The 26,686-nt window shown below is 73.5% G+C and carries 26 protein-coding genes and 1 tRNA gene; 15 read left to right on the plus strand and 12 right to left on the minus strand.

All coding sequences use genetic code 11. From position 1 onward, the window contains the following. Positions 1-137: 137 nt before the first annotated feature. From ACIGXM_RS03045 to ACIGXM_RS03055, 3 genes are all read right to left on the minus strand, one after another. Entirely contained in the window at positions 138-1,151 is a 1,014-nt protein-coding gene (locus tag ACIGXM_RS03045) for an MASE1 domain-containing protein (RefSeq protein WP_396556190.1), read from the minus strand. Between the two features lie 196 nt (positions 1,152-1,347). Then, positions 1,348-2,679: a PP2C family protein-serine/threonine phosphatase gene (locus tag ACIGXM_RS03050; RefSeq protein ID WP_396557356.1), complete on the minus strand. Its 1,332-nt coding sequence runs from the start codon at positions 2,677-2,679 to the stop codon at positions 1,348-1,350. A gap of 44 nt (positions 2,680-2,723) precedes the next feature. Beyond that, the gene (locus ACIGXM_RS03055) at positions 2,724-3,668 is read right to left on the minus strand and encodes an alpha/beta fold hydrolase (RefSeq protein WP_396556192.1); all 945 of its coding nucleotides are present in this window, start codon (positions 3,666-3,668) and stop codon (positions 2,724-2,726) included. A gap of 92 nt (positions 3,669-3,760) precedes the next feature. Between ACIGXM_RS03055 and ACIGXM_RS03060 the strand changes: the two genes are divergently transcribed. Continuing rightward, positions 3,761-4,435: a TetR/AcrR family transcriptional regulator gene (locus ACIGXM_RS03060; protein WP_396556194.1), complete on the plus strand. Its 675-nt coding sequence runs from the start codon at positions 3,761-3,763 to the stop codon at positions 4,433-4,435. Positions 4,436-4,658: 223 nt separating this feature from the next. Further along, positions 4,659-5,786, plus strand: coding sequence for an NADH:flavin oxidoreductase (locus ACIGXM_RS03065; RefSeq protein ID WP_396556196.1), 1,128 nt, complete (start codon positions 4,659-4,661; stop codon positions 5,784-5,786). A gap of 114 nt (positions 5,787-5,900) precedes the next feature. Here ACIGXM_RS03065 and ACIGXM_RS03070 read toward each other — a convergent pair whose 3' ends face one another. Then, positions 5,901-6,722 (minus strand): MerR family transcriptional regulator, encoded by an 822-nt coding sequence (locus tag ACIGXM_RS03070; RefSeq protein WP_396556198.1) that lies wholly within the window; start codon positions 6,720-6,722, stop codon positions 5,901-5,903. 132 nt (positions 6,723-6,854) lie between these two features. On the opposite strand from ACIGXM_RS03070, the gene ACIGXM_RS03075 reads away from it, so the two are divergent. The 3 genes from ACIGXM_RS03075 to ACIGXM_RS03085 all read left to right on the plus strand — a co-directional run bounded on the left by ACIGXM_RS03075 (position 6,855) and on the right by ACIGXM_RS03085 (position 8,381). After that, positions 6,855-7,391 carry a GNAT family N-acetyltransferase gene (locus ACIGXM_RS03075; protein WP_396557358.1) on the plus strand — a complete coding sequence of 179 codons (537 nt, stop codon included), beginning with the start codon at positions 6,855-6,857 and terminating at the stop codon, positions 7,389-7,391. Between the two features lie 128 nt (positions 7,392-7,519). Next, a complete protein-coding gene (locus ACIGXM_RS03080) occupies positions 7,520-7,951 on the plus strand; it encodes a helix-turn-helix transcriptional regulator (protein WP_396556200.1) in 432 nt (143 codons plus the stop codon). Positions 7,952-7,970: 19 nt separating this feature from the next. After that, positions 7,971-8,381: a VOC family protein gene (locus ACIGXM_RS03085; protein WP_396556202.1), complete on the plus strand. Its 411-nt coding sequence runs from the start codon at positions 7,971-7,973 to the stop codon at positions 8,379-8,381. Between the two features lie 57 nt (positions 8,382-8,438). Here the strand turns inward: ACIGXM_RS03085 and ACIGXM_RS03090 are convergent, their stop codons facing one another. Beyond that, positions 8,439-8,966, minus strand: a complete 528-nt coding sequence (locus tag ACIGXM_RS03090) for a DinB family protein (RefSeq protein ID WP_396556204.1) — start codon at positions 8,964-8,966, stop codon at positions 8,439-8,441. A 130-nt stretch (positions 8,967-9,096) separates the two neighbouring features. Next, complete coding sequence (locus tag ACIGXM_RS03095; RefSeq protein WP_396556206.1) at positions 9,097-10,548, minus strand: amino acid permease; 1,452 nt, start codon at positions 10,546-10,548, stop codon at positions 9,097-9,099. 331 nt (positions 10,549-10,879) lie between these two features. Between ACIGXM_RS03095 and ACIGXM_RS03100 the strand changes: the two genes are divergently transcribed. Both ACIGXM_RS03100 and ACIGXM_RS03105 read left to right on the plus strand, forming a co-directional pair. After that, positions 10,880-12,049 (plus strand): 4-hydroxybenzoate 3-monooxygenase, encoded by a 1,170-nt coding sequence (locus tag ACIGXM_RS03100; RefSeq protein WP_396556208.1) that lies wholly within the window; start codon positions 10,880-10,882, stop codon positions 12,047-12,049. Positions 12,050-12,093: 44 nt separating this feature from the next. Continuing rightward, the gene (locus ACIGXM_RS03105) at positions 12,094-12,693 is read left to right on the plus strand and encodes an HhH-GPD-type base excision DNA repair protein (protein ID WP_396556210.1); all 600 of its coding nucleotides are present in this window, start codon (positions 12,094-12,096) and stop codon (positions 12,691-12,693) included. A 56-nt stretch (positions 12,694-12,749) separates the two neighbouring features. Here the strand turns inward: ACIGXM_RS03105 and ACIGXM_RS03110 are convergent, their stop codons facing one another. Further along, complete coding sequence (locus ACIGXM_RS03110) at positions 12,750-15,500, minus strand: lectin (protein WP_396556212.1); 2,751 nt, start codon at positions 15,498-15,500, stop codon at positions 12,750-12,752. A 273-nt stretch (positions 15,501-15,773) separates the two neighbouring features. Here ACIGXM_RS03110 and ACIGXM_RS03115 point away from each other — a divergent pair, with 273 nt between their 5' ends. The 4 genes from ACIGXM_RS03115 (at position 15,774) to ACIGXM_RS03130 (ending at position 19,212) form a co-directional block, all read left to right on the plus strand. Next, positions 15,774-16,460, plus strand: a complete 687-nt coding sequence (locus ACIGXM_RS03115; protein ID WP_396556214.1) for a rhomboid family intramembrane serine protease — start codon at positions 15,774-15,776, stop codon at positions 16,458-16,460. 77 nt (positions 16,461-16,537) lie between these two features. Then, a complete protein-coding gene (locus ACIGXM_RS03120; RefSeq protein WP_396556216.1) occupies positions 16,538-17,704 on the plus strand; it encodes a hypothetical protein in 1,167 nt (388 codons plus the stop codon). Between the two features lie 160 nt (positions 17,705-17,864). Continuing rightward, positions 17,865-18,161 carry a type II toxin-antitoxin system VapB family antitoxin gene (locus ACIGXM_RS03125; protein WP_030273186.1) on the plus strand — a complete coding sequence of 99 codons (297 nt, stop codon included), beginning with the start codon at positions 17,865-17,867 and terminating at the stop codon, positions 18,159-18,161. 232 nt (positions 18,162-18,393) lie between these two features. Further along, positions 18,394-19,212, plus strand: a complete 819-nt coding sequence (locus tag ACIGXM_RS03130) for a LytR C-terminal domain-containing protein (protein WP_396557360.1) — start codon at positions 18,394-18,396, stop codon at positions 19,210-19,212. A 78-nt stretch (positions 19,213-19,290) separates the two neighbouring features. Here ACIGXM_RS03130 and upp read toward each other — a convergent pair whose 3' ends face one another. After that, positions 19,291-19,926: a uracil phosphoribosyltransferase gene (gene upp / locus ACIGXM_RS03135; protein WP_396556218.1), complete on the minus strand. Its 636-nt coding sequence runs from the start codon at positions 19,924-19,926 to the stop codon at positions 19,291-19,293. A 144-nt stretch (positions 19,927-20,070) separates the two neighbouring features. On the opposite strand from upp, the gene ACIGXM_RS03140 reads away from it, so the two are divergent. The 4 genes from ACIGXM_RS03140 to ACIGXM_RS03155 all read left to right on the plus strand — a co-directional run bounded on the left by ACIGXM_RS03140 (position 20,071) and on the right by ACIGXM_RS03155 (position 21,849). Next, positions 20,071-20,271 (plus strand): hypothetical protein, encoded by a 201-nt coding sequence (locus ACIGXM_RS03140; protein ID WP_396556220.1) that lies wholly within the window; start codon positions 20,071-20,073, stop codon positions 20,269-20,271. Positions 20,272-20,548: 277 nt separating this feature from the next. Further along, positions 20,549-21,073, plus strand: coding sequence for a hypothetical protein (locus ACIGXM_RS03145; protein ID WP_396556222.1), 525 nt, complete (start codon positions 20,549-20,551; stop codon positions 21,071-21,073). 56 nt (positions 21,074-21,129) lie between these two features. Then, entirely contained in the window at positions 21,130-21,657 is a 528-nt protein-coding gene (gene tadA / locus ACIGXM_RS03150) for a tRNA adenosine(34) deaminase TadA (protein WP_396556224.1), read from the plus strand. A 102-nt stretch (positions 21,658-21,759) separates the two neighbouring features. Further along, positions 21,760-21,849, plus strand: a tRNA-Ser gene (locus tag ACIGXM_RS03155). 74 nt (positions 21,850-21,923) lie between these two features. Here the strand turns inward: ACIGXM_RS03155 and ACIGXM_RS03160 are convergent. From ACIGXM_RS03160 to ACIGXM_RS03175, 4 genes are read right to left on the minus strand one after another with little or no spacing between them, the layout of a single operon-like run. Next, positions 21,924-23,237, minus strand: a complete 1,314-nt coding sequence (locus ACIGXM_RS03160; protein ID WP_396556226.1) for a protoporphyrinogen/coproporphyrinogen oxidase — start codon at positions 23,235-23,237, stop codon at positions 21,924-21,926. Next, the gene (locus ACIGXM_RS03165; RefSeq protein ID WP_396556228.1) at positions 23,237-24,835 is read right to left on the minus strand and encodes a class I adenylate-forming enzyme family protein; all 1,599 of its coding nucleotides are present in this window, start codon (positions 24,833-24,835) and stop codon (positions 23,237-23,239) included. The genes ACIGXM_RS03160 and ACIGXM_RS03165 overlap by 1 nt, the downstream gene beginning before the upstream one ends. Continuing rightward, positions 24,832-25,803 (minus strand): UbiA family prenyltransferase, encoded by a 972-nt coding sequence (locus ACIGXM_RS03170; RefSeq protein WP_396556230.1) that lies wholly within the window; start codon positions 25,801-25,803, stop codon positions 24,832-24,834. Before ACIGXM_RS03170 ends, ACIGXM_RS03165 begins: the two co-directional genes overlap by 4 nt. Positions 25,804-25,848: 45 nt before the next feature. Next, positions 25,849-26,661 (minus strand): class I SAM-dependent methyltransferase, encoded by an 813-nt coding sequence (locus tag ACIGXM_RS03175; protein ID WP_396556232.1) that lies wholly within the window; start codon positions 26,659-26,661, stop codon positions 25,849-25,851. Positions 26,662-26,686 lie beyond the last annotated feature (25 nt).

Here is a 26,686-nt window from a genome sequence, read left to right on the forward strand (position 1 = left end):
GTTCCGACTCTCGTTCACCCGAGATGATGCGCCCGTACGCGCCCACACACTGATGCCAGCCCGACCGGGCAGGACGCCGGCCCCGACGGTGCGCGGTCGGGGCCGGCGTCGTCCCCTGGTCCCGCACTTGCCGACCGTCATGGCCGGGTCCGGCCGCCGTCGTCCCCCTCGTCGGCCCGGCCCTGCGGAAGCGTCGGCTCGCCGTCGATGTCCGGCGCGGCTCTCCTGACCATCTCGGCGAGTCGCCGGCACGCCTGCTCGATCTCCTCCTGGGTCTGGTTCCGCTCGGTGATGGCCGCCGAGAGCAGCAGCGCGGTCAGCGCGGCGGCGCCGTTGAACGCCTGCAGGGCGATCATGTTGGTGAGCAGGCTGTGACCGGCGAACGGGCCTGATCCGCGGGTGGCGGCGAGGATCGCGAAGGTGGCCACGGCCAGCGCGCAGGGTGCGGCCACGACGCGCTGGAAGCGGAAGGCCGCCCAGGTCAGCAGCGGGAGGCCGAGGAAGATCAGCGGTGTGGGCGTGGTCTCGAGGAAGCCGACGCCGACGGTGGCAGCGACCAGCAGCGTTCCCTCCGCCCATCGGGACGGTGGCGCGTCCTTCGGCCAGTGCGCCGAGCGCAGGGCGAGCAGCACCGGTGCGACCAGCAGCACGCCCATGGCGTCGCCGGTCCACCAGACCCACCAGGTGGTCCAGAACTTACCGGCGGGCAGTGCACCGGCGAGGCGCAGGGTGAGACCGCCCACCGTCGCGCTGATGAGCATGCCGGCGAACGCGCCGAGGAAGACCAGCGCGAACGCGTCCTGGAAACGGTTCATCTGGGTGCGGAACCCGGTGCGGCGGAGGAGCGCGTAGGAACAGAGCGGCGCGACCGTGTTGCCCGCCGTGATCGCGATCACGGCGATGGGCGACGGCCCGAGTGAGATGTTGATCAGGAGGGCGCCGATCGCGATCCCGGGCCAGGCCCGCAGGCCGATCAGGAGCAGGCCGGCCAGGGCGATGCCGGTCGGCGGCCACAGCGGCGTGACCTGACCGTGCACGAGCTGCTGGAGCAGCCCCAGCCTGCCCGTGGCGTAGTACAGGACGGCGACGGCACCGATCTGCAGAACGGTCGTGCCACCGCGCCGGAGCCTGCCGCGGCTCACAACGGTCATCGGGAAGTCTTCCCCTCGGCCTCGCCCCGTCATCCATCGTCCGCTGACCCCGCCGGCTCCACCACACCACCGCTCATCTGCCTGATCTTCCGCGGTGTGCGCTGTCGCGATCGCTTCGGGTGACCGCCCGGGGGCCGTGTCGCGCCCCGTTCCCGACGGTTCCACCTCGGCCGCTTCGCCGTGCGCCCGTGCGGCTTCAGCACGGGGTGCGCACGGCGAGGACGGCCATGTCGTCGTGCCCGTCGCTGGGGTGGTGGTCGGCCAGGGCCCGCACGAAGTCCTCCAGGGGCAGGGCCGCGTGCCTGGTGGCGAGTTCGGCGAGTTCGTCCAGGCTCTCGTCGATGGGGCGGTCGGGGCGTTCGACCAGGCCGTCGGTGAAGAAGACCACGGTGGTGTTCGGGGGCAAGGGGTGGGTGTGGTCGGGGCGGGGCTGTTCGCTGTCGACGTTCAGCGGTAGTCCGGGCTCGGTGAACAGGTACTCCGCCCGGCCGCTGGGGGCGACCAGCAGCGGGGGGACGTGGCCCGCGACGCTCCAGTGCAGCCTCCAGGCGGCCCCCGCGGGTTCGATGCGCGCCAGGCTGGTGGTGGTGACCGGGTTGTCGGTGATGGCCTGCAGGGTGCGGTCGAGCTCGGTGAGCACCGCGCTGGGCGGGGTGCGCAGGTGGAACAGCAGGGCGCGCAGCATGTTGCGCGTGGAGGCCATGGCGGCGGCGGCGTGCAGATCGTGGCCGACCACGTCGCCGATGACCACCGCCACCGCGCCGTCGGGCAGCGGGATGGCGTCGTACCAGTCCCCGCCGACCGGGTTGGGCTCGGCGGCGGGCCGGTAGATGGCGGCGGCGGCGAAGGGCCGCAGGTCGGGCACGGTCGGCAGCAGGAGCCGCTGGAACTGTTCGGATCCGGCGCGAACCTGTTCGAAGAGGCGGACGTTCTCGATCGCGATACCGGCGGCGCTGGCCAGGGCGACGACGATGTTCTCGTCGCGCACGTCGAAGGGCTGTCCGTCGCGTCGCTCGGAGAGGTAGAGGTCGCCGTAGATTTCGCCGCGGACGCTGACGCCGACGCCCAGCAGGGTGCACATGCGCGGGTGGCCGGGCGGGAACCCGACCGAGGACGGATGGAAGGAGATGTCCTCGACCCGCAGCGGCTCCGGGTGGCGGATCAGGTGTCCGAGCACGCCCAGGCCGCGCGGGAACCCCACCCCGGCCAAGGCCGCGCGTTCCTGCTCGGACAGGCCGACGGCGATGAACTGCTCCAGGAACTCGCCGGACTCGTCGAGTACTCCCAGTGCCCCGTAGCGGGCACCGACCAGCTCCATGGCGGTGGTCACGATGCGGTGCAACACCGCGGGCAACTCCAGCTCCCGCGTGATGGCCACCACCGCGTCCAACAGGCCCTGGATCCGGTCCTTGGCGGCGGCCATGGCCCGCAGCTGCTCGTCGATCCGGCCCAGCTCGGCGTCCAGGCGGGCCAGGGCCTCGGGGCGCCACGGCCGGCCCGCTCCTTCCCCCTCCCTGCCGCCCGCCATCACGACCGCCTGCCCTGCTCTGCCCTGCTGCCAGCTGAGCTTCCTCACTCCAAGCTAGAAGCCGCCGGTGACCCCCGCCCGTCGAGCAGCCGGCGATCACCGGCCGACGGGGAGTCGGCGACGGCGCGTACCTGATCGGCGTAGCGGGCCCACGTCTCCCGGTCGAGGAAGTGGCCGACGCCGGGCATCGTGCGCAGTCGTGCGCCCGGGATCGCCGCGGCGGTGCGGTGGCCGGCGGTGGTGCGGAGCAGTGGGTCGTCCTCCCCGTGCAGGACGAGGGTGGGCGCGGTGATCTCGGCGAGCCGGCCGCCGCGCCACTTCGCGCCGATCTGGCGGCTCTGCGCCCTGTCGTCCCGGAAGCTCCTGACCTGGTGGGTGGTCTCGTTCCGGACGAACTCGCCGACGTCCTCCACGCCGATCCGCCGGCCGGGCGCGAGGATCCTGGCGACCTCGAGCGCCAGTGCCAGTTCGCCCTCAGGGGTCCGCGGGTGGCGCAGGCGGGTGAAGCGGGCGACCGTCCCCAGTCGCACGTAGCGCAGGACGCCGAGTCCCCGGACGTCGCTCGGGACGGCTGAGGAGCTGGTCAGCGTCAGCACCCGCGCCGGGTGCCGGATGGCGACGCGCTGGGCCACCAGCCCGCCCATGGAGTGGCCGAACAGGTGGGCGCGCTCCCAGCCGAGGGCGTCGAGGACCGCGACCGCGTCGTCGGTGAGGTCCTCGGCCGCGTAGGCCGGCGCCTCGCGCCGGAGCAGCGCCAGGAGCGGGTGGGCCTGGCGGCGGTCGGGGAAGTGCGTGGACTCGCCGGCGTCGCGCTGGTCGTAGGCCACCACGTGGAAGCCCCGCCGCAGGAGCCCGTCGACCAGCCCCTTCGGCCACCAGAAGCGTGAGGCGCCGAGCCCCATGACGAGCAGGAGCGGGTCGCCTCCGGCACCGCCGAGCTCCTCGAAGGCGATCCGAACTCCGTCGTTGTCCGCGTACCGGGTAGCCATCCCAGGCGCTCCTTCGCTTTGCGTACGGCGTTCGCGAATATCGCGAACACTGTACGCAAAGCGATAGGCTGGGGGCAACCAAGGAGGTGACCGTGGCAGAACCGGACGAGACGGTGATCTGGCTCCGCCCCGAGCGCGCGGCGACCGGCCGGCCGGCGGAACGCAGCCGCGCCGAGATCACCTCCGCCGCTCTCGACCTCGCCGACCGCGAGGGCTTGGACGCGGTCTCCATGCGCCGCGTCGCGGCGCTGCTCGGCACGGGCGCCGCCTCGCTCTACCGCTACATCGCGACCCGCGACGACCTGCTCGACCTGATGACCGATGCCACCGGCGCGGAGTACGAGCTGCCCCGGCCGAGTGGGGACTGGCACGCCGACCTGCTCGCCGTCGCCCACCAGACCCGGCGGATCATGCGCCGCCACCCCTGGCTCCCGGCCCTGGTCGTCACCCGGCCGGCCCTCGGCCCGCACGCGGTGGACGTGCTGGACCGCTTCCTGGAGATCCTCGCCGACCACCCGGCCCCCGCCGCGCGAAAGCTGGAGGCGTTCGCCCTCCTCAACGCGATGACCGCGATGTTCGTCCAGAACGAACTGGCCACCGCCACCGCCTCGGCCGCGCGACACCGGACCGCCTACCTGCGCCACGTGGCGGCCGCCGGCACCCACCCCCGCGTCGCCGCCGCGCTCACCACCCCGCCGCCGGACACGGCCGGCGCGGACCCGTTCGACAGCGCGATCGGCCGTGTCCTGAACGGCCTCCTGGGCTGACCGCGGTCGACGGGACCCGGCAGGGGAGCCGGCGGTCCCTCGGAGAGCGCGTCCACGCCGGTCCCGGGCGGGGCCGGGGCCCGGCGGAACGAACGGCGTCCGTGTCCGGGATCACACGGCGGCCCGTCGGACGGACGAAATGCCGTGACCGTCGGAACGGTTGGCACCTGCACGCATTCAACGCGTGCGTGCATACCGTCTGGTACCTACGAGGAGCATCCCCGTGACCGTCACCGCGTCCTCCGCCTCCCGCGCGGCCGAGATCCTGTCCCGGCCGGTCGCGCTGAACGGCCTGACCGTCCCCAACCGCATCGTGATGGCCCCGATGACGCGCATGTTCTCCCCGGGCGGCGTCCCCGGTGAGGACGTGCGGTCGTACTACGCCCGTCGGGCCGCCGCGGGTGTGGGCCTGATCGTCACCGAGGGGACCTACGTCGGCCACGAGTCGGCCGGGCAGAGTGACCGGGTGCCGCGGTTCCACGGTGAGGAGCAACTGGCGGGGTGGGCGGAGGTCGCCGAGGCCGTTCACGCGGCCGGCGGCACGATCGTTCCGCAGCTGTGGCACATCGGCATGGTGCGCGAGCAGGGCGATCCGCCCTACGCCGACGCCCCCGCCGTCGGTCCCTCCGGCATCCGCGTCGACGGCACCGAGGGCACCGGCAAGGCGATGACCCGGCGCGACCTCGACGACGTCATCGGCGCCTTCGCCGAGGCCGCCGCGGCCGCCGAGCGGATCGGCTTCGACGGCGTCGAACTGCACGGCGCCCACGGCTACCTCCTCGACCAGTTCCTGTGGGCGGGGACCAACCGCCGTACCGACGCCTACGGCGGCGACCCCGTGGCCCGTACCAAGTTCGCGGCCGAGATCGTGGCCGCGGTCCGCGAGACCGTCTCCGCCGACTTCCCGGTGCTCTTCCGCTACTCGCAGTGGAAGCAGGAGGCCTACGACGCGCGGCTCGCCGAGACCCCGGAGGAGCTCGAGGCGATCCTGACCCCGCTCGCCGCGGCCGGCGTCGACGCCTTCCACGCCTCCACCCGCCGCTACTGGATCCCGGAGTTCGAGGGCTCGGACCTGAACCTGGCGGGCTGGACCAAGAAGCTCACCGGCAAGCCCACCATCACCGTCGGCTCGGTCGGCCTCGACGGCGACTTCATCCGTGGCTTCATGGGCGAGGGCGCCCCGGTCCAGGGCATCGACAACCTCCTCGACCGCCTGGAGCGCGACGAGTTCGACCTGGTCGCCGTCGGCCGCGCCCTGCTCCAGGACCCGGAGTGGGCGGCGAAGGTCCTGGCGGACCGGTTCGAGGAGCTGAAGCCGTACGACGCGGCGGCGCTGAAGACGCTGAGCTAGCCCGCCACCGGATGCCGGCACCCGCCTCGGCTCGTTCGTGAGCCGAGGCGGGTGGTGTCCGCCGGCTCGGTCGGGTGACCGGGTGCGGCGGTCCGGTGCCCCGGACGTCGTCGGTCAGGCCCGGGTCACGGGGGCCTGGAGTTCCGTCACCCAGTCGTCGCGGTTCTCCGGGCACTCCAGGCTGATCTCCCGGGGGTAGCCGGCCGACTGGTAGCCGTTCTCGTCGATCCAACGGGCCAGGGCCTGCGCCGCGGGCAGCACGGTCTCCATCGAGCCACGGTGCACGATGGTCGCCGCCCGGTCGAGGTGGGGCAGGTCGAGTACCCGGAAGGCACCGTCCTGGAGGGGGGCGGAGACCTGCACGGCGGCATGGACCGTGATCCGGCCGTCGCCCTCCGGGGCGTCCTCGTAGTAGGCGACACCGGGCCCCGCGGGAGTGACGGCCGCCGCGTCCAGGCGCCGGAACAACTCGCCGTAGAGCGGCCCGATGACAGGACCGATGTCCCCGGGCTCGAAACTCGCCGCGGTCGCGGTGAGCTCCGCCACCCGCGTGACCGGAACACTCTTGATGACGACGTCGTCCATGGGCATGCGCCCCTCGCTCTCGATCGCTCGGAGCCTCGCCTCGACCCGCAGCAGTCGTGCGGCCGCCACGGCCATCGCGTCCTCCAACTCGGCCCTCCGCAGGCGCAGCATGGTGCGCAGTTCCTCGGTGCCGACCCTCTCGTCCAGGATCTCCTGGACCTGCCGGAGGGAGAGGCCGAGGTCCTTGAGCGCGATGACGCGGTTGAGGCGGGCCAACTGGGCGGCCGTGTAGCGGCGGTAGCCGGTGACGGGGTCGACATGGGCCGGGCGCAGCAGGCCGGTCGCGTCGTAGTGACGCAGCATCCGGACCGAGACGCGGCCGTGCCGGGCGAAGTCTCCGATGGTGAACATGATGTCTCCGAGTTCAGCGTCTGACACCGTGTGAGGGTCAAGAAGCTACTCGGCCGCGGCGGACGACGAGGGCGAGGGGCCGCGCCGGCAGCTTCGAACGCCACCAGCCATGAGGAGTACGACTTGTCCCGGATGCGCGCCAGTCGCCAACACGAGCAGCCTGATCCGCGGATCACCACCGCCCGCCGGCTCGACCTGCTGCCACTGGCGGTCGAGCACGCCGCGGAGATGGCCGCGGTGCTGGGCGACCCGGGACTGCACACCTTCATCGGCGGCGCCCCGGCCACCCCCGACGCCCTGCGCTCGCGCTACGAGCGCCTGGTCGCCGGTTCACCCGACCCCGGCACCGTCTGGTGGAACTGGGTGATCCGGCTGCGCGAGGAAGACCGCCTGGTGGGAACGGTCCAGGCCACCGTCGGCTCGTCGGCCCGCGGCACCGTCGCCGAGCTCGCCTGGGTGGTGGGCACCCCCTGGCAGGGCCGGGGCATCGCCACCGAGGCCGCCGGCGCGCTGGTCAGCTGGCTGGCTCGGCGCCAGGTCTCGGCCGTGATCGCCCACATCCACCCGGACCACCTCGCATCGGCCGCCGTCGCCACGGCGGCCGGGCTCTCCGCCACCGACCAGTGGCAGGACGACGAGCGGCTGTGGCGCCTGGAGATCCAGCGGTAGGCCCGGGACCCGCACGCTCCCGAGGGTCCCGGTGTACCCGACGCCGCGTGTCCCAGCCGAGGGCGTGCGCCGGCACCGACCCCGGCAGAGCCGCCGGCCCTCGGAGCGGCGGGTGGTAGCGTCGTTCCATGACCCCGGAAGACCTCGCCGATCTCGCGCACCTGCGCCGAGCGCGGGATCTGATCGACCGGGAGTACACACGGCCGCTCGACGTGCCGACGATGGCCCGCCACGCGCTCATGTCGCCGGCGCACTTCTCGCGACGGTTCCGGGCGGCCTACGGCGAGACGCCGTACAGCTATCTCATGACCCGCCGGATCGAACGGGCGATGGCGCTGCTGCGCGGGGGCACGAGCGTGACCGACGCGTGCATGGCGGTCGGCTGCACCTCGCTCGGCTCGTTCAGCTCGCGGTTCACCGAGCTCGTGGGGGAGCCGCCGAGTGCCTACCGCGCTCGGGAGCACCGCGCGGTGGCGGCGATGCCCTCGTGCGTGGCGAAGGTTCGTACCCGCCCGACGAGAAATCCGCCGAGCAGGATTCGAGAAGCAGGCCGTGCCTGAGCCGCCTAACGTTGGCGGCATGACCATCGCACTCCAGTACTGCCACATCACCGTCAACGACCTGGACGAATCGCTCGCCTTCTACCGCGACGCGCTCGGCCTCGACGTGCGCAACGACGTCGCTGCCGGCGGATTCCGCTGGGTCACCCTGGGCAGCGCGACTCAGCCGGACCTCGAGATCGTGCTCTCGGAACCGCACGCCGGCCGTTCCCAGGCCGACGGCGACGCCCTGCAGGAACTGCTCACCAAGGGCGTCCTGCCGATGACCGTCTTCAGCACCGACGACCTCGGCACGACCTTCGAGCGGGTACGGGCGTCCGGCGCCGAGGTGCTGCAGGAGCCGGTCGACCAGCCCTGGGGGCCGCGCGACTGCGCGTTCCGCGACCCCTCGGGCAACATGGTGCGGATCCAGCAGAAGGCCAAGGCGTAGCGCCCGACCGTCGCGGCACCACTCGCCGGCGCTCGCCGGCGCACGGCTGCGACGCGGTCAGCCCATGGTCTTCGCACCGTCCAGCGCCTCGCGGATGATGTCCGCGTGGCCGGCGTGCTGGGCGGTCTCGGCGATCAGGTGCAGCAGCACCCGGCGGACCGACCAGCGGGCGCCCGGCTCGAACCAGGGCGCCTCGGGGAGCGGATGGTCCTGGTCGAGGGACGGCAGGGTGGCGACCAACTCGTCGGTGTGCCGGGCCACTCGGTCGTACTCGTCGAGCAGGCCGGCCAGCGTCTCGCCGTCGGCCATCCGGAACTGGGCCTGCCAGTCGGGGTCCGGCGTGCCCATCGCCGCCGCGCCGCCGACCGCGAACCTCGCCCAGCGCTCCTCCACCAGCGTCACGTGCCGGATCAGCCCTCCCAGACAGAGCTCGCTGGCCGTGGTGCGCCGGGCGGCCTGCTCGTCGGTGAGGCCGCGGACGGTGTGGCGCAGGAAGCCGCGGTGCTTGACCAGCGTCTGCAGCAGCTCGGCCCGCTCGCCGGTGGTCGGGGCCGGGGTCGGCCGGGATTCGTTCGGGGTGGTCATGGCGTCCGCCTCCTGGTGGTCGAAACTGACAGGCCACACAACCACACCGCACTGACAGCGAACGCGAACGCGAACGTGGCACGGCGCGGCCCGGTCGGGCCGCGCCGTGCCACGTCGCGGAGGGTGTTCGTCAGGCCGTCGTCGTCTCCTCCGAAGCCTCGGCGGCCTCGACCGCCCGTCGCCGGCTGCCCACGATCCGCGCGGCGACCAGCACCACCGCGGCCGCGACCAGCGAGAGGATCATCTGGATCCGCCCGTCGTGATCGGTGAACATGTACGCCACGACGAAGGTGATCAGCCCGATCGCCGCCCAGGTGAGGTACGGGTAGAGCCACATCCGGACGGTCAGCCGCTCGGGCGACTCGCGCTCCAGGATCTTGCGCATCCGCAGCTGCGAGAAGCAGATCACCAGCCAGACGAAGAGCGCCACCGCGCCGGAGGAGTTCAGCAGGAACTGGAAGACGGTGTTCGGCGAGGTGTAGTTGAAGAAGACCGCGACGAAGCCGAAGACCACCGAGGAGAGGATCGCCGTGCGCGGCACGCCCCGCGCGGTGACCTTCGCGAACGCCTTGGGCGCGTCGCCGCGCTGACCGAGCGAGAAGGCCATCCGGGAGGCCGTGTACATCCCGGAGTTGAGGCAGGAGAGCACCGCGGTCAGCACGATGAGGTCCATCACCGGCGCGGCGCCCGGTATGCCGACGTGCTGGAGCACGGCCACGTACGGGCTGATCTTGACCGAGGCGGAGTTCCACGGCAGCAGGGTGACCACCAGGGCGATCGAGCCGAGGTAGAAGATCCCGATCCGCCAGATCACGCTGTTGGTGGCCTTGCTCACGGCCCGCTCCGGGTCCTCCGACTCGCCCGCCGCCAGGGTGACGATCTCGCTGCCCATGAAGGCGAAGACCACGGTGAGCATGCCGGTGAAGACCGCCCCGACGCCGTGCGGCAGGAAGCCTCCGTGGCCGGTGAGGTTACTGGTTCCGACCGCGTGGGTGCCGGGCAGCAGCCCGAACACCGCGAGCACGCCGATCACCAGGAACGCGGCGATCGCGACCACCTTGATCCCGGCGAACCAGAACTCGAACTCGCCGTAGGAGGCGACCGAGAACAGGTTGGTCGAGGTGAGGATGGCCATCACCAGCAGCGCGAAGCCCCACTGCGGCACCGCGGGAAGCCAGTTGTGCAGGATCTTGGCACCGGCGGTGGCCTCCACCGCGAGCACCACCACCCAGAAGAACCAGTAAAGCCACCCGATGGTGAAGCCCGCCCAGCGGCCGAGCGCGCGGTCCGCGTACGCCGAGAAGGAGCCGCTCTGCGGGTCGGCCGCGGCCATCTCGCCGAGCATCCGCATCACCAGCACCACCAGTGTGCCGGCCAGCGCGTAGGAGAGCAGGATGCCCGGGCCGGCCGCCGCGATGCCGGCTCCGGAGCCGACGAACAGGCCTGCGCCGATCACGCCGCCGATGGCGATCATGGACAGGTGGCGGTTCTTGAGTCCGGCCTGGAGGTGGCCGCCCGCGGCCGGCGCTGGTGTGCCGGACCCGGGACGGACCGGCGTGCCGGTCGTGCTGTCGGTGCGCATCAGGTTCTGCTGCCTTCCCTGTACGGCGGGGATGGACCGTACATGGTCAGGAAACATAGCCGGGACGATCGATTCTGTTAACCCATAGCGGAAAACTTTTCGAATTATTTGAGGATTACCTGAGGTTCTGGATTCGCCTACTGAATGTTCTGACATCGACTGCCATATCTACCGACGAATCATCAGACTTCGGCAATTGCCACCGCGACCAGCGAATTCCCGCCGGTCGCGAGCCGTCGATCTTGAACGGGCGCCCGGCCGCCCGGCATGATGGCCCGGGCAGCGAGCGGGGCCGAACACTGGGGGGACGATGCGGCGCCTTCGGACGCGCGTGGGGATCATCGGGGCCGGGCCGGCGGGCCTGCTGCTGGCCAACGCGCTGCGGCAGGCCGGCGTCGACTGCGTGCTGGTCGAGCGGCACAGCCGGGCCCACGTGGAGGCCCGGGCCAGGGCCGGCGTGATCGAACAGCGCACGGTGGAGCTGCTGGACGGGTACGGACTCGCCGGCCCGCTGCTGGCCACCGGCGCCCGGCACGGCAGCTGTGAGTTCCGCCACCGGGGCGGCCGCTTCTCGGTGCCGTACGGCGAGCTCACCGGCGGCCGCACGCACTTCGTGTACCCACAGCAGTCCCTGGTCCGCGACCTGGCCGAGGCCTACCTGGCCGGCGGCGGGCAGCTGCTCTTCTCGCACCCCGCCCGGGCGCTGGACGGCCTGACCGGCGACCGCCCGGTGCTGCGCTGCGCGCCGGCCGACGGCGACGGGCCGGAGCTGGCGATCGAGTGCGACTACGTGGCCGGCTGCGACGGCTCCTACGGCATCGCCCGCCGGTCGGTGCCGACCGGCGGGCTGCGCGAGTACGGCCGGCAGCACGAGTGGGGCTGGCTCGCCGTACTGGCCGAGACGCCACCGGCCACCGAGCAGATCATCTACGCGCTGCACCAGGAGGGCTTCGCCGGCCACATGCTGCGCACCCCGACCGTGAGCCGCTTCTACCTGCAGTGCCCGGTCGGCGACTCCCCGGAGAACTGGCCGGACGAACGGATCTGGTCCGCGCTGCACCGCCGGCTGGACCTGACCGCGGACGAACTCAGGCCCGGCCCGATCACCGAGCGGACCGTGCTGGAGATGCGCAGCCTCGTCGTCGAACCCATGCGCTACGGGCGGCTCTTCCTGGCCGGGGACGCCGCGCACATCATCACCCCGGCCGGGGCCAAGGGCATGAACCTGGCCATCGCCGACGCCCACGAGCTGGCCGAACGGCTGATCGCCCGCTGCCGCGGCGCGGACGCCGCCGTGCTGGACGGCTACTCGGACGCCCGCCTGCCGCGGATCTGGCAGGCCCAGGAGTTCTCGCACTGGTTCCTGCAGCTGCTGCACAGCCCGGTCGCCGAGCCGGCCGACGCGGCCTTCCTGCACCGGCTCCGGGTCTCCCGGCTGAGCCAGCTGCAGGGCTCCACACCGTTCGCCGGGCTGTTCGCACGCCAGTACGTGGGCGGATAGCGGCCGGGTGGCGGCCGGGCGGCGCGGCGGCCCAGGATGGAGCCATGAGCCCGACCCTGCACCTGGCCCAGCGGCCCGAGGCCGACGCGCTGCTCAGCCGGAGCCCGCTGGCCGCCCTGGTCGGCATGCTGCTCGATCAGCAGGTCCCGATGGAGTGGGCCTTCACCGGCCCGTTCACGATCGCCGAGCGGCTGGGCGCGGACGACCTGGACGCGCACGTGATCGCCGGCTACGACCCGGAGGCCTTCGCCGCCCTGCTCGCCGCCAGACCCGCGGTGCACCGCTACCCGGGCTCGATGGCCGGCCGGGTGCAGCAGCTCTGCCGGTACCTGGTCGAGGAGTACGACGGCGACGCCGCCGCGGTCTGGCGGGACGCCGCCGGCGGCCAGGAGCTGCTGGACCGGCTTACCGCGCTGCCCGGCTTCGGCAGGCAGAAGGCGCAGATCTTCCTGGCCCTGCTGGGCAAGCAGTTCGGGGTGCGGCCACCGGGGTGGCGGGAGGCGGCCGGGCCCTACGGCGAGGAGGGCAGCCACCGCTCGGTCGCGGACATCACCGGCCCGGAGTCGCTGAGCCGGGTCCGGGCGTACAAGCAGGAGGCCAAGCGGCAGGCCAAGGCGGCGAAGCGGGCGGGGACGGCCGGGTAGCCCGCGGGCCGCCCGGCCGTCCCCGCCGTCCGTTTCGTTCCCGGGTCAGCCCGGGCTCACCGCGGCACCGTCCAGCGCTGGGCCGCGCTGCCGTTGCAGTCCCAGAGCTGCAGCCTGGTCCCGCTGGTGGTGTCGTTCTTCGGCAGGTCCAGACAGCGCCCGGACGGCGGGTTCAGCAGCGCCCCGTCCGGCCGCGGCCACCACTGCTGGGCGCCGGTGCCGTTGCAGTGGTAGAGCTGCACCGGGGTGCCCGCGGCGGTCCCGCTCTGCTGGATGTCCAGGCACTTGCCGAGCGCCCGCACGCTGCCGTCGGGGGCCACCGTCCACTGCTCGGCGGCGGTCCCGTCGCACTCCGCGAGCTGCACGGGGGTGCCGTCCGCGTCGTCCCCGCGCTGCACGCCGACGCACTTGCCGGCCGCCTCGGTGATCGTGCCGGTGGCCGGGGTGGCCGGGCCGACGTCGAAGGAGGGCGGCGCGTCGGCGGGCGCCCGGCCCCAGCCGGGGTCGGGGTCGGCGGCGAGGGTGTACTCCAGGCTGCCGCCGCCGCTGACGAAGTCCTCGCCCAGCCACGGCCGGTTCGAGGGGACCCCGCCCACCCGCAGGCCGTGCACGTAGCGGACGGCGTCGGAGGCGCCCGGCGCGCGGATCTCCAGCCGGACCCCGTTGCCCCGGGTCACCGTGATGGCCGGGAACATCGGACTGGCCAGTACCAGTTCGGCCCGGCCGGGCACCTCCGGGTACATGCCCAGGGCCGCCCAGACCACCGAGGAGGACATCTCCCCCAGGTCGTCGTTGCCCGGCTCGCCGTCCGGGGCGTCGCTGTAGAGGGTGACGGCGGCCCGCCGGACCACGTCCTGGGCGCGGTCCGGACGGCCGGCGTAGTCGTAGGCCCACGGGATCCCCACCGAGGGCTCGTTGCCGAGGTAGGCGTAGGGCGCGTTGGGCCCGGCGTTGAGCTTGTCGAAGAACGGGTCCAGCCGGCCGACCACCGCGTCGTCCCCGCCCATCGCGGTGAACAGCCCGCGCAGGTTGTAGGGGACCAGCCAGGTGTACTGCGCGCCGTCACCCTCGACGAAGCCGTCCTGCTGGGCCGGCGGGGCGTCGGGCCAGCTGTGGTCCGCGTTGCGCTGCTGGAGGTAGCCGGTGCCGGTGTTGAAGATGTTGCGCCAGTTGGCCGAGCGGTGCATCAGGGTGTCGTGCACCTCGGGATCGCCCAGCCGGCCGGCGAGTTGGGCCAGCGCGAAGTCGGCGGTGGCGTACTCCAGGGTGTCGGCGGCCGGCCCCCACTCGTTGCCGGTGCCGACCGGGACGTAGCCCACCTGGTCGTAACTCTGGTGGCCCGAACGCTCGCGGTCGTCCTCGCTGCCCCAGAGCGCGCGCCAGAGCAGGTTCTCGGCGTCGAAGCCGGTGGCACCGAAGGCGTAGAGGTCGCCGGCGATGATCGGCAGCGGGTCGCCGACCATCACCCCGGTGCCGCCGTCGGCCAGCGTCCAGCGGTCGAAGTAGCCGCCCTGGGCGCCCTGGTTGACGATCGACTGGCCGATGTCCGAGGCCTCCTTCGGGAGCAGCAGCGCCAGCAGCTGGGCCTGCGAACGGTAGATGTCCCAGCCGGAGAAGTCGGCGTACTGGACGTGTCCGGGCGCGGTGCTGTGCACCTGGCCGTCGAAGCCCGGGTACTGCCCGTTGACGTCACTGAGCACGCTCGGGTGCAGCAGCGTGTGGTAGAGCTCGGTGTAGAAGGTGCGGGTGGCCCGGGCGCCGCCGCCCGCCACGGCGATCCGGCCGAGCAGGTCGTTCCAGGCCGTCCGGGCCGCGCCGCGGAGCCGGTCGAAACCCGTGTCGCCCTGCTCGGCCGCCAGGTTGGCCCGGGCGTTGGCCGGGCTGACGAAGGAGATGCCGACCCGGGCGGTGACGGTCCGGCTGGCGCTGGTGTCGAAGGAGACCAGCGCCAGCGCGCCGGAGGCCGGTTGGTTCACCTCCGGGTGCGGCGCGGGTCCCCGCTCACCCTTGCTCTGGGCCTGCGCCACCGCCTCGGCGGTGCGCGCCGGCTGCGGGGCGATCCCCGGGTCCTGGCCGGTCGCGTCCTTGCGGCCGGTGTCCAGCCGGCCGTCGGTGACGATGCCCGAGCGGGTGAACGGGCGGTCGAAGGCCACCGTGAAGTAGATCCGGTAGCGGTTGCCGGTGCCGCAGAAGCCGCCGCCGTCGGTGTAGCCGGAGAGCGTGTTGCCGCCGATCGAGATCGAGCCGCTGGCCGCGTTGAACGCCTTGCCCGCGTCGACGGTGAGCGAGGCGGTCTGCCCGGCCGGGTAGCTGAACCGCGCGATGCCGGTGCGCTGGGTGGTGGTGAGGTCGGTGGTCACGCCGTTGTCGAAGGTGACCGAGTACGACCCCGGCGAGGCCGACTCGTGGGCGTGCGAGAAGGAGGAGTAGGCGACCGGGTCGGTGCCCAGGACCGGCATGAACGGGATGTTGCCGTAGTCCCCGCAGCCGGCGCCGGAGATGTGGGTGAGGCTGAACCCCCGGATCCGCTGGTCGTCGTAGAAGTAGCCGCCGTGCTGGTACGTGACGGTGTCCGGGCTCCACTGGACCATGCCCAGCGGCGCGGTGGCTCCCGGGAAGGTGTTGCCGGCGCCGCCGCCGTTGCCGTAGTCGACGGCCCCCTGCTTGGTCCCGACGAACGGATTGACGTACTGCGCCGGATCGCTGACGGTGACCGACCGGCCCTGACCGGCCCCGACCGGTGCGGCGGCGGCCGGGGACCCGACCGTGCCGGCGGCCAGCAGCGCGGCGCAGGCGCCGACGGCCACGGCCGCCCGCCACGGTCGTCCCCGAGCCCCGAGGGCGCCACCGCGAATACCCGATGACGATGCGATGAACTGACGGATAGTCATATCCGTATCGTGAAGGCGCCCCCGACGGCTTCGAACTACCGGCGTCAAAGAGTCACCCACCCGGCGCAGCGCGGCAGGACGAAACCCCCGAGGACGAAGGATCATTGCGCCACACGGGTGGGATACCCGGATGCCGGCCCGGCCGCCTAGAGTCGAACGCGAAGGCACGAAGCGCGGGAGGGGAACGACATGGCGGACACCGGGACGAGCGACGCCGAGGCGCGGCTGATCGCGGAGGCCCGGAGGGCCTTCTTCGTCATGTTCGGCTTCCTCTGCCTGGTCTGGGCCATCCAGCTGGGCAACTGGGCCGACGACGGCCTGCTCGCCCAGCGCTTCGGGATCGTCGCCGACGATCCCGCCAGGCTGCCGGACGTGTTCACCGCGCCACTGCTGCACGCCAGTTGGCAGCACCTGGAGGGGAACTCCGGACCGCTCTTCGTCTTCGGCTTCCTGGCCGCCTACCGCGGGGTCCGGAAGTTCCTCGGCCTGACCCTGCTGATCGCGGTAACCAGCGGGCTGGCGGTCTGGCTCTTCGAGCGCACCGGGGTGGTGACGATCGGGGCGAGCGGGCTGATCTTCGGCTACTTCGGCTACGTGGTGCTGCGCGGCTTCATCGACCGCCGGCTGATCGACAGCCTGATCGGGCTGGTGATGGGCGCCTCCTTCGCCTACCTGGTCACGCTGGCCGTTCCGGGGACGCCGGGGATCAGCTGGCTGGCCCATCTCGGCGGGCTGGCCGGCGGACTGGCCGGGGCCTGGCTCTTCCGCGACCGTGCCGGCCGCCCGGCGGCCGGCGCACCGCGCGCCGCCGCCCCGGCGACCACCTCCGGCCCGCGCGCCGACCTGCTGAAGGAGCTGGACGACCTCGGCCTCTGATCGACGGCGGCAGGTATAGACCAATTCGGACCGGGCCGCTAGCGTGGTCCCCCCGCCCCCTGCTCCGGAGCCGCACCGTGCAGTCGTCCGTCCTCGCCTTCGCCACCGACCTGCTCGACGAGGGTGCGGACACCTTCTTCGGCAACCTCACCGACCGGGCGGGCGTCGACGGCGTCACGCTGGCCTCGGTCTACCACGCGGCCCGGGACGTCTTCCCGCACCACCCGACCCGGGTGGTGCGCTACCTGGAGCCGGGCGCGGCGTACTTCCGGCCCGACCCGACCCGCTGGGCCGGCCGCCGGCTGATCCCGGTGCCGTCCGGGGCGATCGGCGCCGACGACCCGTTCGCGCTGGCCGCCGAGCAGACCCGGCGGCGCGGGCTGCGCCTGCACGCCTGGACGGTCTTCTGCCACAACGACCGGCTCGGCTTCCAGTACCCCGACTGCTCCCCCGCCAACGCCTTCGGCGACCGCGCGCTGACCGAGCTGTGCCCGGCCAACCCGGAGGTCCGCGAGTACGCCCACACCCTGCTGGACGAGCTGGCCCGGTACGGCGTCGAGGCGATCCGGGCCGAGTCGCTGCACTTCCACGGTCTGCGGCACGGCTTCCACCACGAGCGCTACTTCGAACCGCTGGGCCCGGTGGCCGAGGCGCTGCTCGGCGTCTGCTTCTGCCCGCACTGCCGGGCCGCGGCCGAGGCGCGGGGCGTCCCCGCCGAGGAGGTGCGCCGGGCGGTGGCCGCCGAACTGCGCGCCCGGCTGGCCGACGAGCGGGCCGCCGCGGCCCCCGCCGCGCTGGACGAGCTGGCCGGCGGCGCGCTGGCCGGTTACCTGGACGCCGCCGCCGGGACGGTCACCTCGCTCGCCGCCGAGCTGGCCGAGCGGGCCCGTCGGCACGGGATGCGGCTGAGCTTCCTGGACGGCGGCGGCCCCGGCACCGGCTGGCTGGCCGGGATCGACCTGCCCGCACTGGCCGCGGCCGGCGTCGGGATCGAGACGCTCGGCTACGCCAGGACCCCGGAGGCGGTCCGCGAGAAGATCGCCGCGTTCGCCCTGCACGGGGTGCGGCCGGCCGGTCTGGCGGTGATCCTGCGCCCGATGGCCGAGGACTGCGACGGTCCGGTCAACCTCGCGGCAAAGCTTTCGGTACTGCGCGAGCTGGGCGTGCCCGAGGTTGAGTTCTACAACTACGGGCTGATGCGACTCTCCTCGCTGGACCGGATCGGGGCCGCGTTGCACGGCTGAGGGGTGTCCGCACGGTTCGCCGGGCGCTCGCCGCGGTCCGGCCCCGGGCATCCGGCCTTCACCCGGCGTTCCCGAAACCGCCGCAGACCGGACACCTGGCGGCGCCAGCGGAGCAGCGCGCTTGCTGCGCCACGCGCCGCCCAAACGGTAGGCTTTCCGTGTGATCTTCAAGCGCATCGGCAACGGGCGGCCGTACCCGGATCACGGCCGTACCAGCACCCGCCAGTGGGCGGACGTCGCCCCTCGCCCGGTGCGACTGGACCAGCTGGTTACCACCAAGGGGCAGCTGGATCTGGAGACTCTCCTGGCCGAGGACTCGACCTTCTACGGGGACCTCTTCGCCCACGTGGTGAAGTGGCACGGCGACCTCTACCTGGAGGACGGGCTGCACCGCGCCGTGCGCGCCGCCCTGCAGCAGCGTCAGGTGCTGCACGCCCGGGTGCTGGAGATGGACTGACCCCGCTCCCCTCGGACGGCAGCGCGGCGGATTACTCCCAAGTGATCGTCAGTACACCCCTTCGGGTGTCCGAATACTCCAAATGATGATCATTTATAACGCCGTCCCGTGATCCGGTCTAGGCTGCTGAGCACGGCCGTGGCACCCGGCGGGCTTCTGGATCAGCCGCCCGGTGGGCGTCCTGTCACCCGTCACCGCTGCCCTTCCACCAAAGGGGAGACAGACCGTGAGCATGTTGACGCCCCAGGGCTTGAAGGGGAAGCAGTTCCGGATCACTGGCAGAAGCCACCCGCGGCTGGGCCCTCCGCCGCGCCGCAGGCGCAAGGTCCTGATGCTGATCGGCTCGTTACTCGCGCTGTCGATGATCGCGCTCGGTGGCGTCCAGGTGGTCGACATCTTCACCGGCAAGGGGAAGCACGCGGTCGCCTCGGCCTGCGCCTCCGGCAAGGCCTCGGTGTCCGGTAAGCCGCTGGCCGCGCCGGTCCTGGTGAGCGGCCCGCCCAGCGCCTCGAGTACGGCCTCCGCCGGCGGTGCGGCCTCCGCCTCGGCCGCCGGCAGGAACTCGCCCGCCGCCTCGGCCACCGGCAGGAGCTCGGCCGCCGCCTCCGGCTCGGCCGCGCCCGCCTCCTCGGCCGCGCCGGTCACCGGCCCGCCGCTGCCCGCCAGCACCGCGATCCCGCAGCCGCAGGCCGTCACGGTCAACGTCTACAACGCCACCGACAAGTCCGGCCTGGCCGCCCGGACCGCCGACGAGCTCAAGCAGCGCGGCTTCACGATCGGGAAGGTCGGCAACGCCCCCTCGGCGCTCGACAAGAAGGTCCCCGGCAGCGTCCAGCTGATCTCCGGGCCGGCCGGAGCGGGCGCGGCCACCCTGCTCGGCGCGCAGGTCGCCGGGTCGGCCACGATGACCGACAGCCGGACCGACGCCACCGTCGACTTCGTGATCGGCGACGGATACAACGCGCTGCTCGACCCGAACGCGGCGGCCGCCGCGCTGGCCGACGCGACCAAGGCGAAGCCCACCGGCGGCCAGTCGCCGGGCAGCTGCTGAGCCGGGCCGTCCGCCGTGTTCTCGTGCTGGGCGCCGTGTCCTCGTGCTGTGCGCCGGGGCGCCGCGCCGGGCGCCGGGTCAGCCGGCGGTGCCGTAGAGCCGGTCGCCCGCGTCGCCGAGGCCGGGCACGATGTAGCCGTTCTCGTTGAGGCGCTGGTCGAGCGCGGCCGTGACCACGGTCACCGGCAGCCCGGCCAGCTCCTGCTCCATCACCGCCACGCCCTCCGGCGCGGCGAGCAGCACCACGGCCGTCACATCGGTCGCGCCGCGGTCGATCAGCAGCCGGATCGCGGCGACCAGGGTGCCGCCGGTGGCCAGCATCGGGTCCAGCACGTAGACCTGGCGGCCGGAGAGGTCGTCCGGCATCCGGGTCGCGTAGGTGGAGGCCTCCAGGGTCTCCTCGTTGCGCACCATGCCGAGGAACCCGACCTCGGCGGTCGGCAGCAGCCGGGTCATCCCGTCCAGCATGCCGAGGCCGGCCCGCAGGATCGGCACCACCAGCGGGCGCGGGTAGCTGAGCCGGGTCCCGGTGGTGACCGCGACCGGAGTGGTGATCTCGACCTCGTCGGTCCGCACGTCCCGGGTGGCCTCGTAGGCCAGCAGCGTGACCAGCTCGTCGGTGAGGCGACGGAAGGTCGGGGAGTCGGTGCGCTCATCGCGCAGCGTGGAGAGCTTGTGCGCCACCAGGGGGTGGTCGACGACGTGGATCCGCATGGCTCCGACCTTAACGGCGTTTGGACGCGGGTACGACCTCGCTCCGGTCGGACCGCCCGTGGCGTCCTGGCCGTGTCCTCGCCCAGGTGGCGACGTTGCCGTGGTATCAAACCTCCCCTTCTGGGAAAGTCAGACCATATGAACATGACACCGGAGTCGGCCGCCGGACCCCCCGAGGAACCCGCCGAGCCGCCCCTGGAGACGGAGGCCGAGCGCAGGCGCCGCCGCGCCGTCTTCCTGCGCGAACTCGCCGAGGCCCGCGAACTGAGGGCCCGGGTGCAGCCCCGGAAGACCAAGGAGCGCCGGATGCGCGAGGCACTGCGCATGCGGACCTTCCGAATCTGACACCCCGTCCGCCACTCCCGCGCGCCACCCCACCGCCGAAGCACCCCGGTGGACCCCGGATTCCGACACGACCTGCAAAGACGCGGTGCCGAACACCCCCCGCGAAGCCGGCCTTTCTGTCACGATTCCGATGGGACGGTCCGAACAGCGGACCGCCTCTGGCGCGGGGGCGGCCAGACCGCGTTCGCCCGAGACCGCCTACGGCCGAGACCATTTGGGAGAGTCCCTGGTGGCGTACTTCGCTGCAGTGCTTGCTCGCACCGGTGACGGGTGGGATGTGAGCGAGACCGAGTTGGACAACGTGGAAACCCTTGCCGATCTTGCCGACCTGGCTCGTGAATCGGCAGAGGACGACGACACGGTGCTGGTCTTCATCGAACAGGAGGACGCCTGGTTCGCCGTCGTCCGGGTGGACGGCGAGGAGGATCCGCGGATCTTCGTGTCGGACGCCGCGGCCGCGGCCCGCAGCTCCTACGGGGACGTGGTCCTCACCGAGGAGCTGGTCGGCCGGGCCGGCGACAGTGAGTTCGAGGACCTCGACAGCCTGGTCGACGAGCTGGAGGAGGGCGAGGACGCCGAACTCGCCGACTCCGACACCGAGGAGGACGACGAGGACCGCCCGGTCACCGGGCCCGGCGGGGTCCCGGTCGGCCCGCTCGGCGACGTCGAGCTGCTGGCCGACCTCGGGGTGGGCTCGAAGGAGCTGCTCGAGCTCAGCGGCGAGGGCGCCGAGCCCGGTGACGCGCTGAGCGAGATCGCCGACGCGCTCGGCTGCGCCGACGTCCTGGAGGCGGTGCGTTAGGGGCGGCGGGGTCGGGTGGACCGGGTGGGCCCTCCGGGTGCCCGACACTGGAAGGCATGCAGCCCCACCTCGACCTCGACCCCCTGCCGACGCTGCGCCCGCTCCCGGCGCCGGTGCGCCCGGACCCGGTACGTGACCGTTGGACGGCGCCGATGCGCCTCGCCATCGCCGAGGCCGCACTCGCGCCGGCCACCGGTGACGTGCCGGTCGGCGCGCTGGTGCTCGGCCCGGACGGCACCGTACTGGGCCGTGGCCACAACGAGCGTGAGGCGGTCGGCGACCCCACCGCGCACGCCGAGATCCAGGCCATCCGGGAGGCCGCCGCCGCGCTCGGCGAGTGGCGCCTCAGCGGCTGCACGCTGGTGGTCACCCTGGAGCCCTGCACCATGTGCGCGGGCGCGATCGTGCTCTCCCGGGTCGACCGGGTGGTCTACGGCGCGCTGGACGAGAAGGCGGGCGCGGCCGGCTCGCTCTTCGACGTGATCCGCGACCGCCGGCTCAACCACCGGCCGGAGGTCGTCTGGGGCGTGCTCGCCGAGGACTGCGGGGCCCAGCTGCGCGCTTTCTTCGACACCCACCGCTGAGACACCCAGCACCGAGACGCCCGCCGCCGGGCCACCGGCCGCCGGCCCGGCGATCCCAACGGATTTCGTGACCACGCCACCCGTCCGGTAGAGTCTCCTCTCGGTAGCGTGTCCGAGCGGCCAAAGGAGCACGCCTCGAAAGCGTGTGTGGGGGCAACTCCACCGTGGGTTCGAATCCCACCGCTACCGCCAGAGCAGGACGACGGAGGGCCCCGACCATCACGGTCGGGGCCCTCCGTCGTCCTGGCCTCGGTTCCGCTGCCGGGTCACCCCCGTACCGCGGTGGCCGGCTCGGCGGCCAGGCGCTGGGCGGGGAGGAGGGCGGAGTGGGCGGCCGCTTCACTGTTCGGACGCAGGGAGAGCCAGTCGCCCGCGTAGTCGACCCGGCGGCGGGGGCGGGTCAGGAAGGCGGGCCGCAGGCGCAGCGCGGCCGGGGTGGCCTCGGGCAGGCCGTGACGGTGGCGGAAGACCCGGGCGGTGCGCAGGGCGGCGGTGAGGCCGGGCAGGAAGCGCTCCGCCTCGCTGACGGCGGCCGAGACCACCTCGGCGTCCGGGGCGCCCAGCAGGTCGGGGACCGCCCAGGGGGCGAGCAGCAGGCTGACCATGCCCCGCCCTTCCGGCACCCGCCCGGCGGCCTTGAGGTGGTCCAGGATCGCGCCGCCCACCACCCGGCTCTCGGTGGCGGGGATCAGCAGGCCGCAGCTGGGGCTGCGGGTCGGCGAGGGCAACGCGCGGTCCAGCAGGCAGGCCACCTTGAGCATCGGGGTGTAGCCGCTGGCGGCCAGGTACGGGCGCTCGTCCTCGGGCAGGCCGGGGTGGACCGCGAGCACCTGCGGCGCGGGCATCGCCAGCACCGCCTGCCGGGCGCTGACCGTGCGCCCGTCGGCGAACTCCAGCAGCACCGAGCCGGGTCGCTCGGTGACCCGGGCCAGGGTGGCGCCGGTGGTGACCGGCAGCCGCTCGGCGAGCCGGCGGGTCAGCGTGTCCATCCCGTCCCGGTAGGTCAGCCAGCGTGCGCCGACCCCGCCGGTGGCGGCCAGCATGGCGGCCATCGGGCCGATCGCCGAGCGCTCGCAGTGCCAGCCGAAGAACCCGCCGGCCAGCGGCTGGAGCAGCGCGTCGTGCAGGTCGGGGTGGTAGCGCCCGGCGGCCTCACTGACCGTCAGCTCGCCGAACGCGGTGGCCGACCGGCGGACCGCGGCCCCGAAGCGCAGCAGGTCGAGGCGCCCGCGCAGCGACATCCCGGCGCCGGTCAGCAGGCCGAGCGGGCGGCCGGAGTGGGGGTGGGCCCGCCCGCCGCGCCACAGCGCGTAGGTGTGCTCGATGGGCAGCACCTCCGCCGGGGGCAGAGCGCAGGCCCGGATCAGCTCCCAGGTGGCGTCGTACCCGCGCAGCGCGATGGTCTCGGCGCCCTCGTCGATCAGGTAGCCCTGGTGCCGGCTGGAGGCCATCCGACCGCCGACCCGCCCGGTGGCCTCGAAGACCCGCACCTCGCGACCGGCCCGGGCCAGCCGGTGCGCGGTGGCCAGGCCCGCGATGCCCGCACCGACCACCGCGACGTCCAGCTCCGGGCCGGCCATCAGGTCCACCTCCCGGTGCCGTGGGCGGCGACCCCCGCCAGGTAGCGGCTGCGCAACAGGTGCCGGCAGACCTTGCCGGTGCCGGTGCGCGGCAGCGCGTCCCAGCCGAGCTGCAACGGCTCGGCCAGCGGCGGCAGGTCGCGCACCGCGTGCCGCCAGCGCCGCGGGTCCAGCGCGCCGTGCCGGGTGACCAGCACCGGCAGCGGCGGGCGCCCCTCACCGGCGGCCAGCACCACCGCCTCCGCCAGCTCCGGGAGCCGGTCGTGCAGCACGTCCTCCAGCTCGACGCAGCTCAGCCCGGGAATCATGTCCACCTCGCGGTCCACCAGCCGCAGCCTGCCGGTGCGGGTGCGCACCCCGAGGTCCCCCGTGTTGAACCAGCGCCCGGTCAGCTTGGCCTGCCAGCGCTCGGGCTCCCCCTCGTACCCGCCGCACAGCCCGGGGGTCCGGGCCAGCACGACGCCCGGCTCGCCGCGCCGCACCGGGCGCAGCGTCTCGGGGTCGACCACCCGCAGGCCGACCCAGCCGGGCACCGGGCGGCCCAGGTCACGGGTGGTGGGGTGGCGCTGCTCGCGCCCGGCGACCGCGCGCCGGGTGAGCACGCGGAAGGTGAGCGGGCCGGTCTCGGTCTGTCCCAGGCCCTGCACCCAGATCGGCCACCGGCGCCGGGAGGCGGCCAGGAAGTCCCGCACGGTGGGCGGGTGGACGGCGTCGAAGGTGCTGATGCACAGCCGCAGGTCGGCGAAGGGGGTGTCCGGTTCGGCCGCCAGCGGTTGCCAGCGCATGTAGGTGGCCGGCAGCGCCTCCAGCACGGTGGGCCGGTGGGCGCGCAACAGCGGTGCGGCCAGCGACGGTTCGGCGTCGGCGAGCAGCAGGACGGTCCGCGGCCTGGCCCACAGGGCGGAGATCGTCCAGGAGACCGCCCGGCCGTGGGCGAAGGCGATCGCGCTGGCCGCGGTGTCCTCGCGGCGGACCGAGACCACCGGCCAGCGGTGCGCCTCGATCCCGGTGAGCCGGCGCACCAGGCTGGTGGTGGAGTGGATCACCAGTTTGGGCAGCCCGGTGGTGCCCGAGGTGTGGTTGATCACCAACGGCTCGTCGTCCGGCCGGCGGTGCACGGCGGGGACGGCGCCGCCGCGCAGCGCCTCGAGCGCGATCGCTCCGGGCGCGGAGCCGTCGAGGCAGAGCGTGCGCACCCCGTGGGCGGCGCCGCCGAGCGCCAGGGTGTGGCGGTCGGAGATCAGCAGGACGGGCTTGAGGCGGGCCAGCAGCACGGCCAGCGCCTCGGGGGCGAGCTGCTCGGAGAGCAGCGCGGGCACCGCGCCGATCCGGGTGGCGGCGCAGGTCAGCAGCGCGTAGTCCCAGTGGTTGCGCTTGTGGATCGCCACCCGGTCGCCGGGGCGGACCTTGGCGGCGACCAGCACGGCCGACATCTCCCGCACCAGTTCCGCCAGTTGCGGGATCGTCCAGGTGCAGCCGGCCTCCGGTGCGAGGTCCAGCGGTCGGCTGAGCCGGACGACGGTGGGCGAGCCGCGCTCGGCCAGGGTCTCGAGGAGCGGCCCGGGGTCGAGCGGCCTCGGGGCGCGGGAGAGCCTCATGCGACGCCTCCGTTGATCAGGCAGGCGGCCACCAGCAGGGCGCAGCAGACCCGGTGGGTGTGGATGCCCAGCCGACGGGCCCGCAGGACCTCACCGGCCGCCAGGCCGAGCGTGAACTGGCCGGCCCGCAGGGCGATCACCGGCGACATCAGGGCCGCGAACCACCACGGCGCCAGGCCGGTCAACGAGGGCACCACCAACAACGCCGCCTCCAACAGGGAGAGTGCGGCGATGAAGGCCGCGTTGCCGCGCGGGGAGGCCAGCGCGGCGACGGTCCGGCGGCCCACCGCGCGGTCGCCCGCGATGTCGTTGATGTTGGAGTAGACACCGAAGAGCAGTGGGCCCAGGCCGAAGACCAGGGCCTGGACCAGTGCGAAGGACCCGATCCGGCCGGTGATCAGGCCGTAGGGGGCGACCACGAAGACCCAGCCGTAGAAGGCCAGCAGGAACTCCTGCCAACCGTGGTAGCTGAGCTTGAGCCACCAGGAGTACTGGAACCCGGCGAAGGCGCAGGCCGCGATGGACAGCACCGCCCAGCCGGGCCGGACCGGGGCCAGCAGCAGCGCCCCCGTCCAGCAGGCGAACTGGACCGCGATGGCCAGCCAGGCGAACCGCACGGCCTGCGCCTCACCGAGACTGCCGGCGATCAGCGGCTTGCGGGCCAGCCGCCGGGCGGGCGCGTCGGGACCGTAGCTGGTCGCGTCGCTGCCGTCACGGTAGCCCGTCACGTCGTCGAACGAGCAGCCGCCGGCGAACATCGCCACGCCGCCGGCCAGGAAGAGCGCGAGCACCGCGTAGCCGGCCGGGCCGGGGCCACCGGCCGGCAGCAGCATCGCCAGCAGCAGCGGGGTGGCCAGGTAGTAGTCGTAGATGTCGAGCTTGGCGAGCCGCGCGTAGACCCGCCAGGAGACGACCGCGGGCGCCGGGGCGGGGCCGGGTGGTCGGGTGAGGACGGCGGTGATTCCCATGGGACGTGGAACTCCCCTTCGTGACGGCGTTGCTGCGGACAGGCCCTAGCGGGCGGGCCGCCGGGCCTGGACCGAGTAGTGGACGCAGGAGGCGGCCCGGAACCCGGGGTGTCGCATCACCGCGCGCACCCCGGCCAGCTGGGCGTCCGTCAGCCCCTCGGCCAGCAGCCGTTCGCGCAGCGTGCGGGTGTGGCTGACCAGCAGCTCCAGGCCGGGGTGGCCGGCCGACCAGAGCACGATCCGCGGCTGCGGGTCGATCGCGGTGAAGCCGGCCGCGTGCAGCTCGGCGGCGCACTCGCGCCCCCAGACCGGCCGGCCGCCGGCGCGCTCGAAGGCGCGGTTCTTGGCGGCCAGGAAATCCTCGTAGAGCCGCGCGGAGGCCTCGTCGGGCGCGGTCAGCACCGGGCCGTAGGAGACGTCGAACTCGTCGATCTGCAGCCAGCCGCCGGGACGCAGCGCGGTGAGCAGCCGGCCCAGCGCGGCCCGCCGGTTCGGCACGTGCTGCAGCACCAGCCGGGCGTGGATCAGGTCGAACGCCGCCTCGGGCAGCGGGTCGTGACCGACGTCGTGGCGCTCGGTGCGCAGGTTCGGGTGGGCCGGCACCCGCTCGGGGAACAGGTCGGTGGCCAGTACCCGGCCGCCGGGCGCGACCCGCTCGGCCAGCCAGCGCGCGATCTCGCCCTCACCGGCGCCGACCTCCAGGCAGTGCCAGCCGGCGCCGAGCCCGGTGGCGGCCAACCGCTCGGTGGTGAACGGGTCGTAGGCGGCGGACCGGCTGGCGGCCTGGTCCCGGACGGCGTCCCCGAGGTCCCCGAAGGCGTACTCGGGCTCGGCGGGACGGGCGATGAGGTCGGACATGCGGCTCCTCCACACTCGTGGGTGG

Source organism: Kitasatospora sp. NPDC052896, from assembly GCF_044547075.1.
Lineage (GTDB): Bacteria > Actinomycetota > Actinomycetes > Streptomycetales > Streptomycetaceae > Kitasatospora.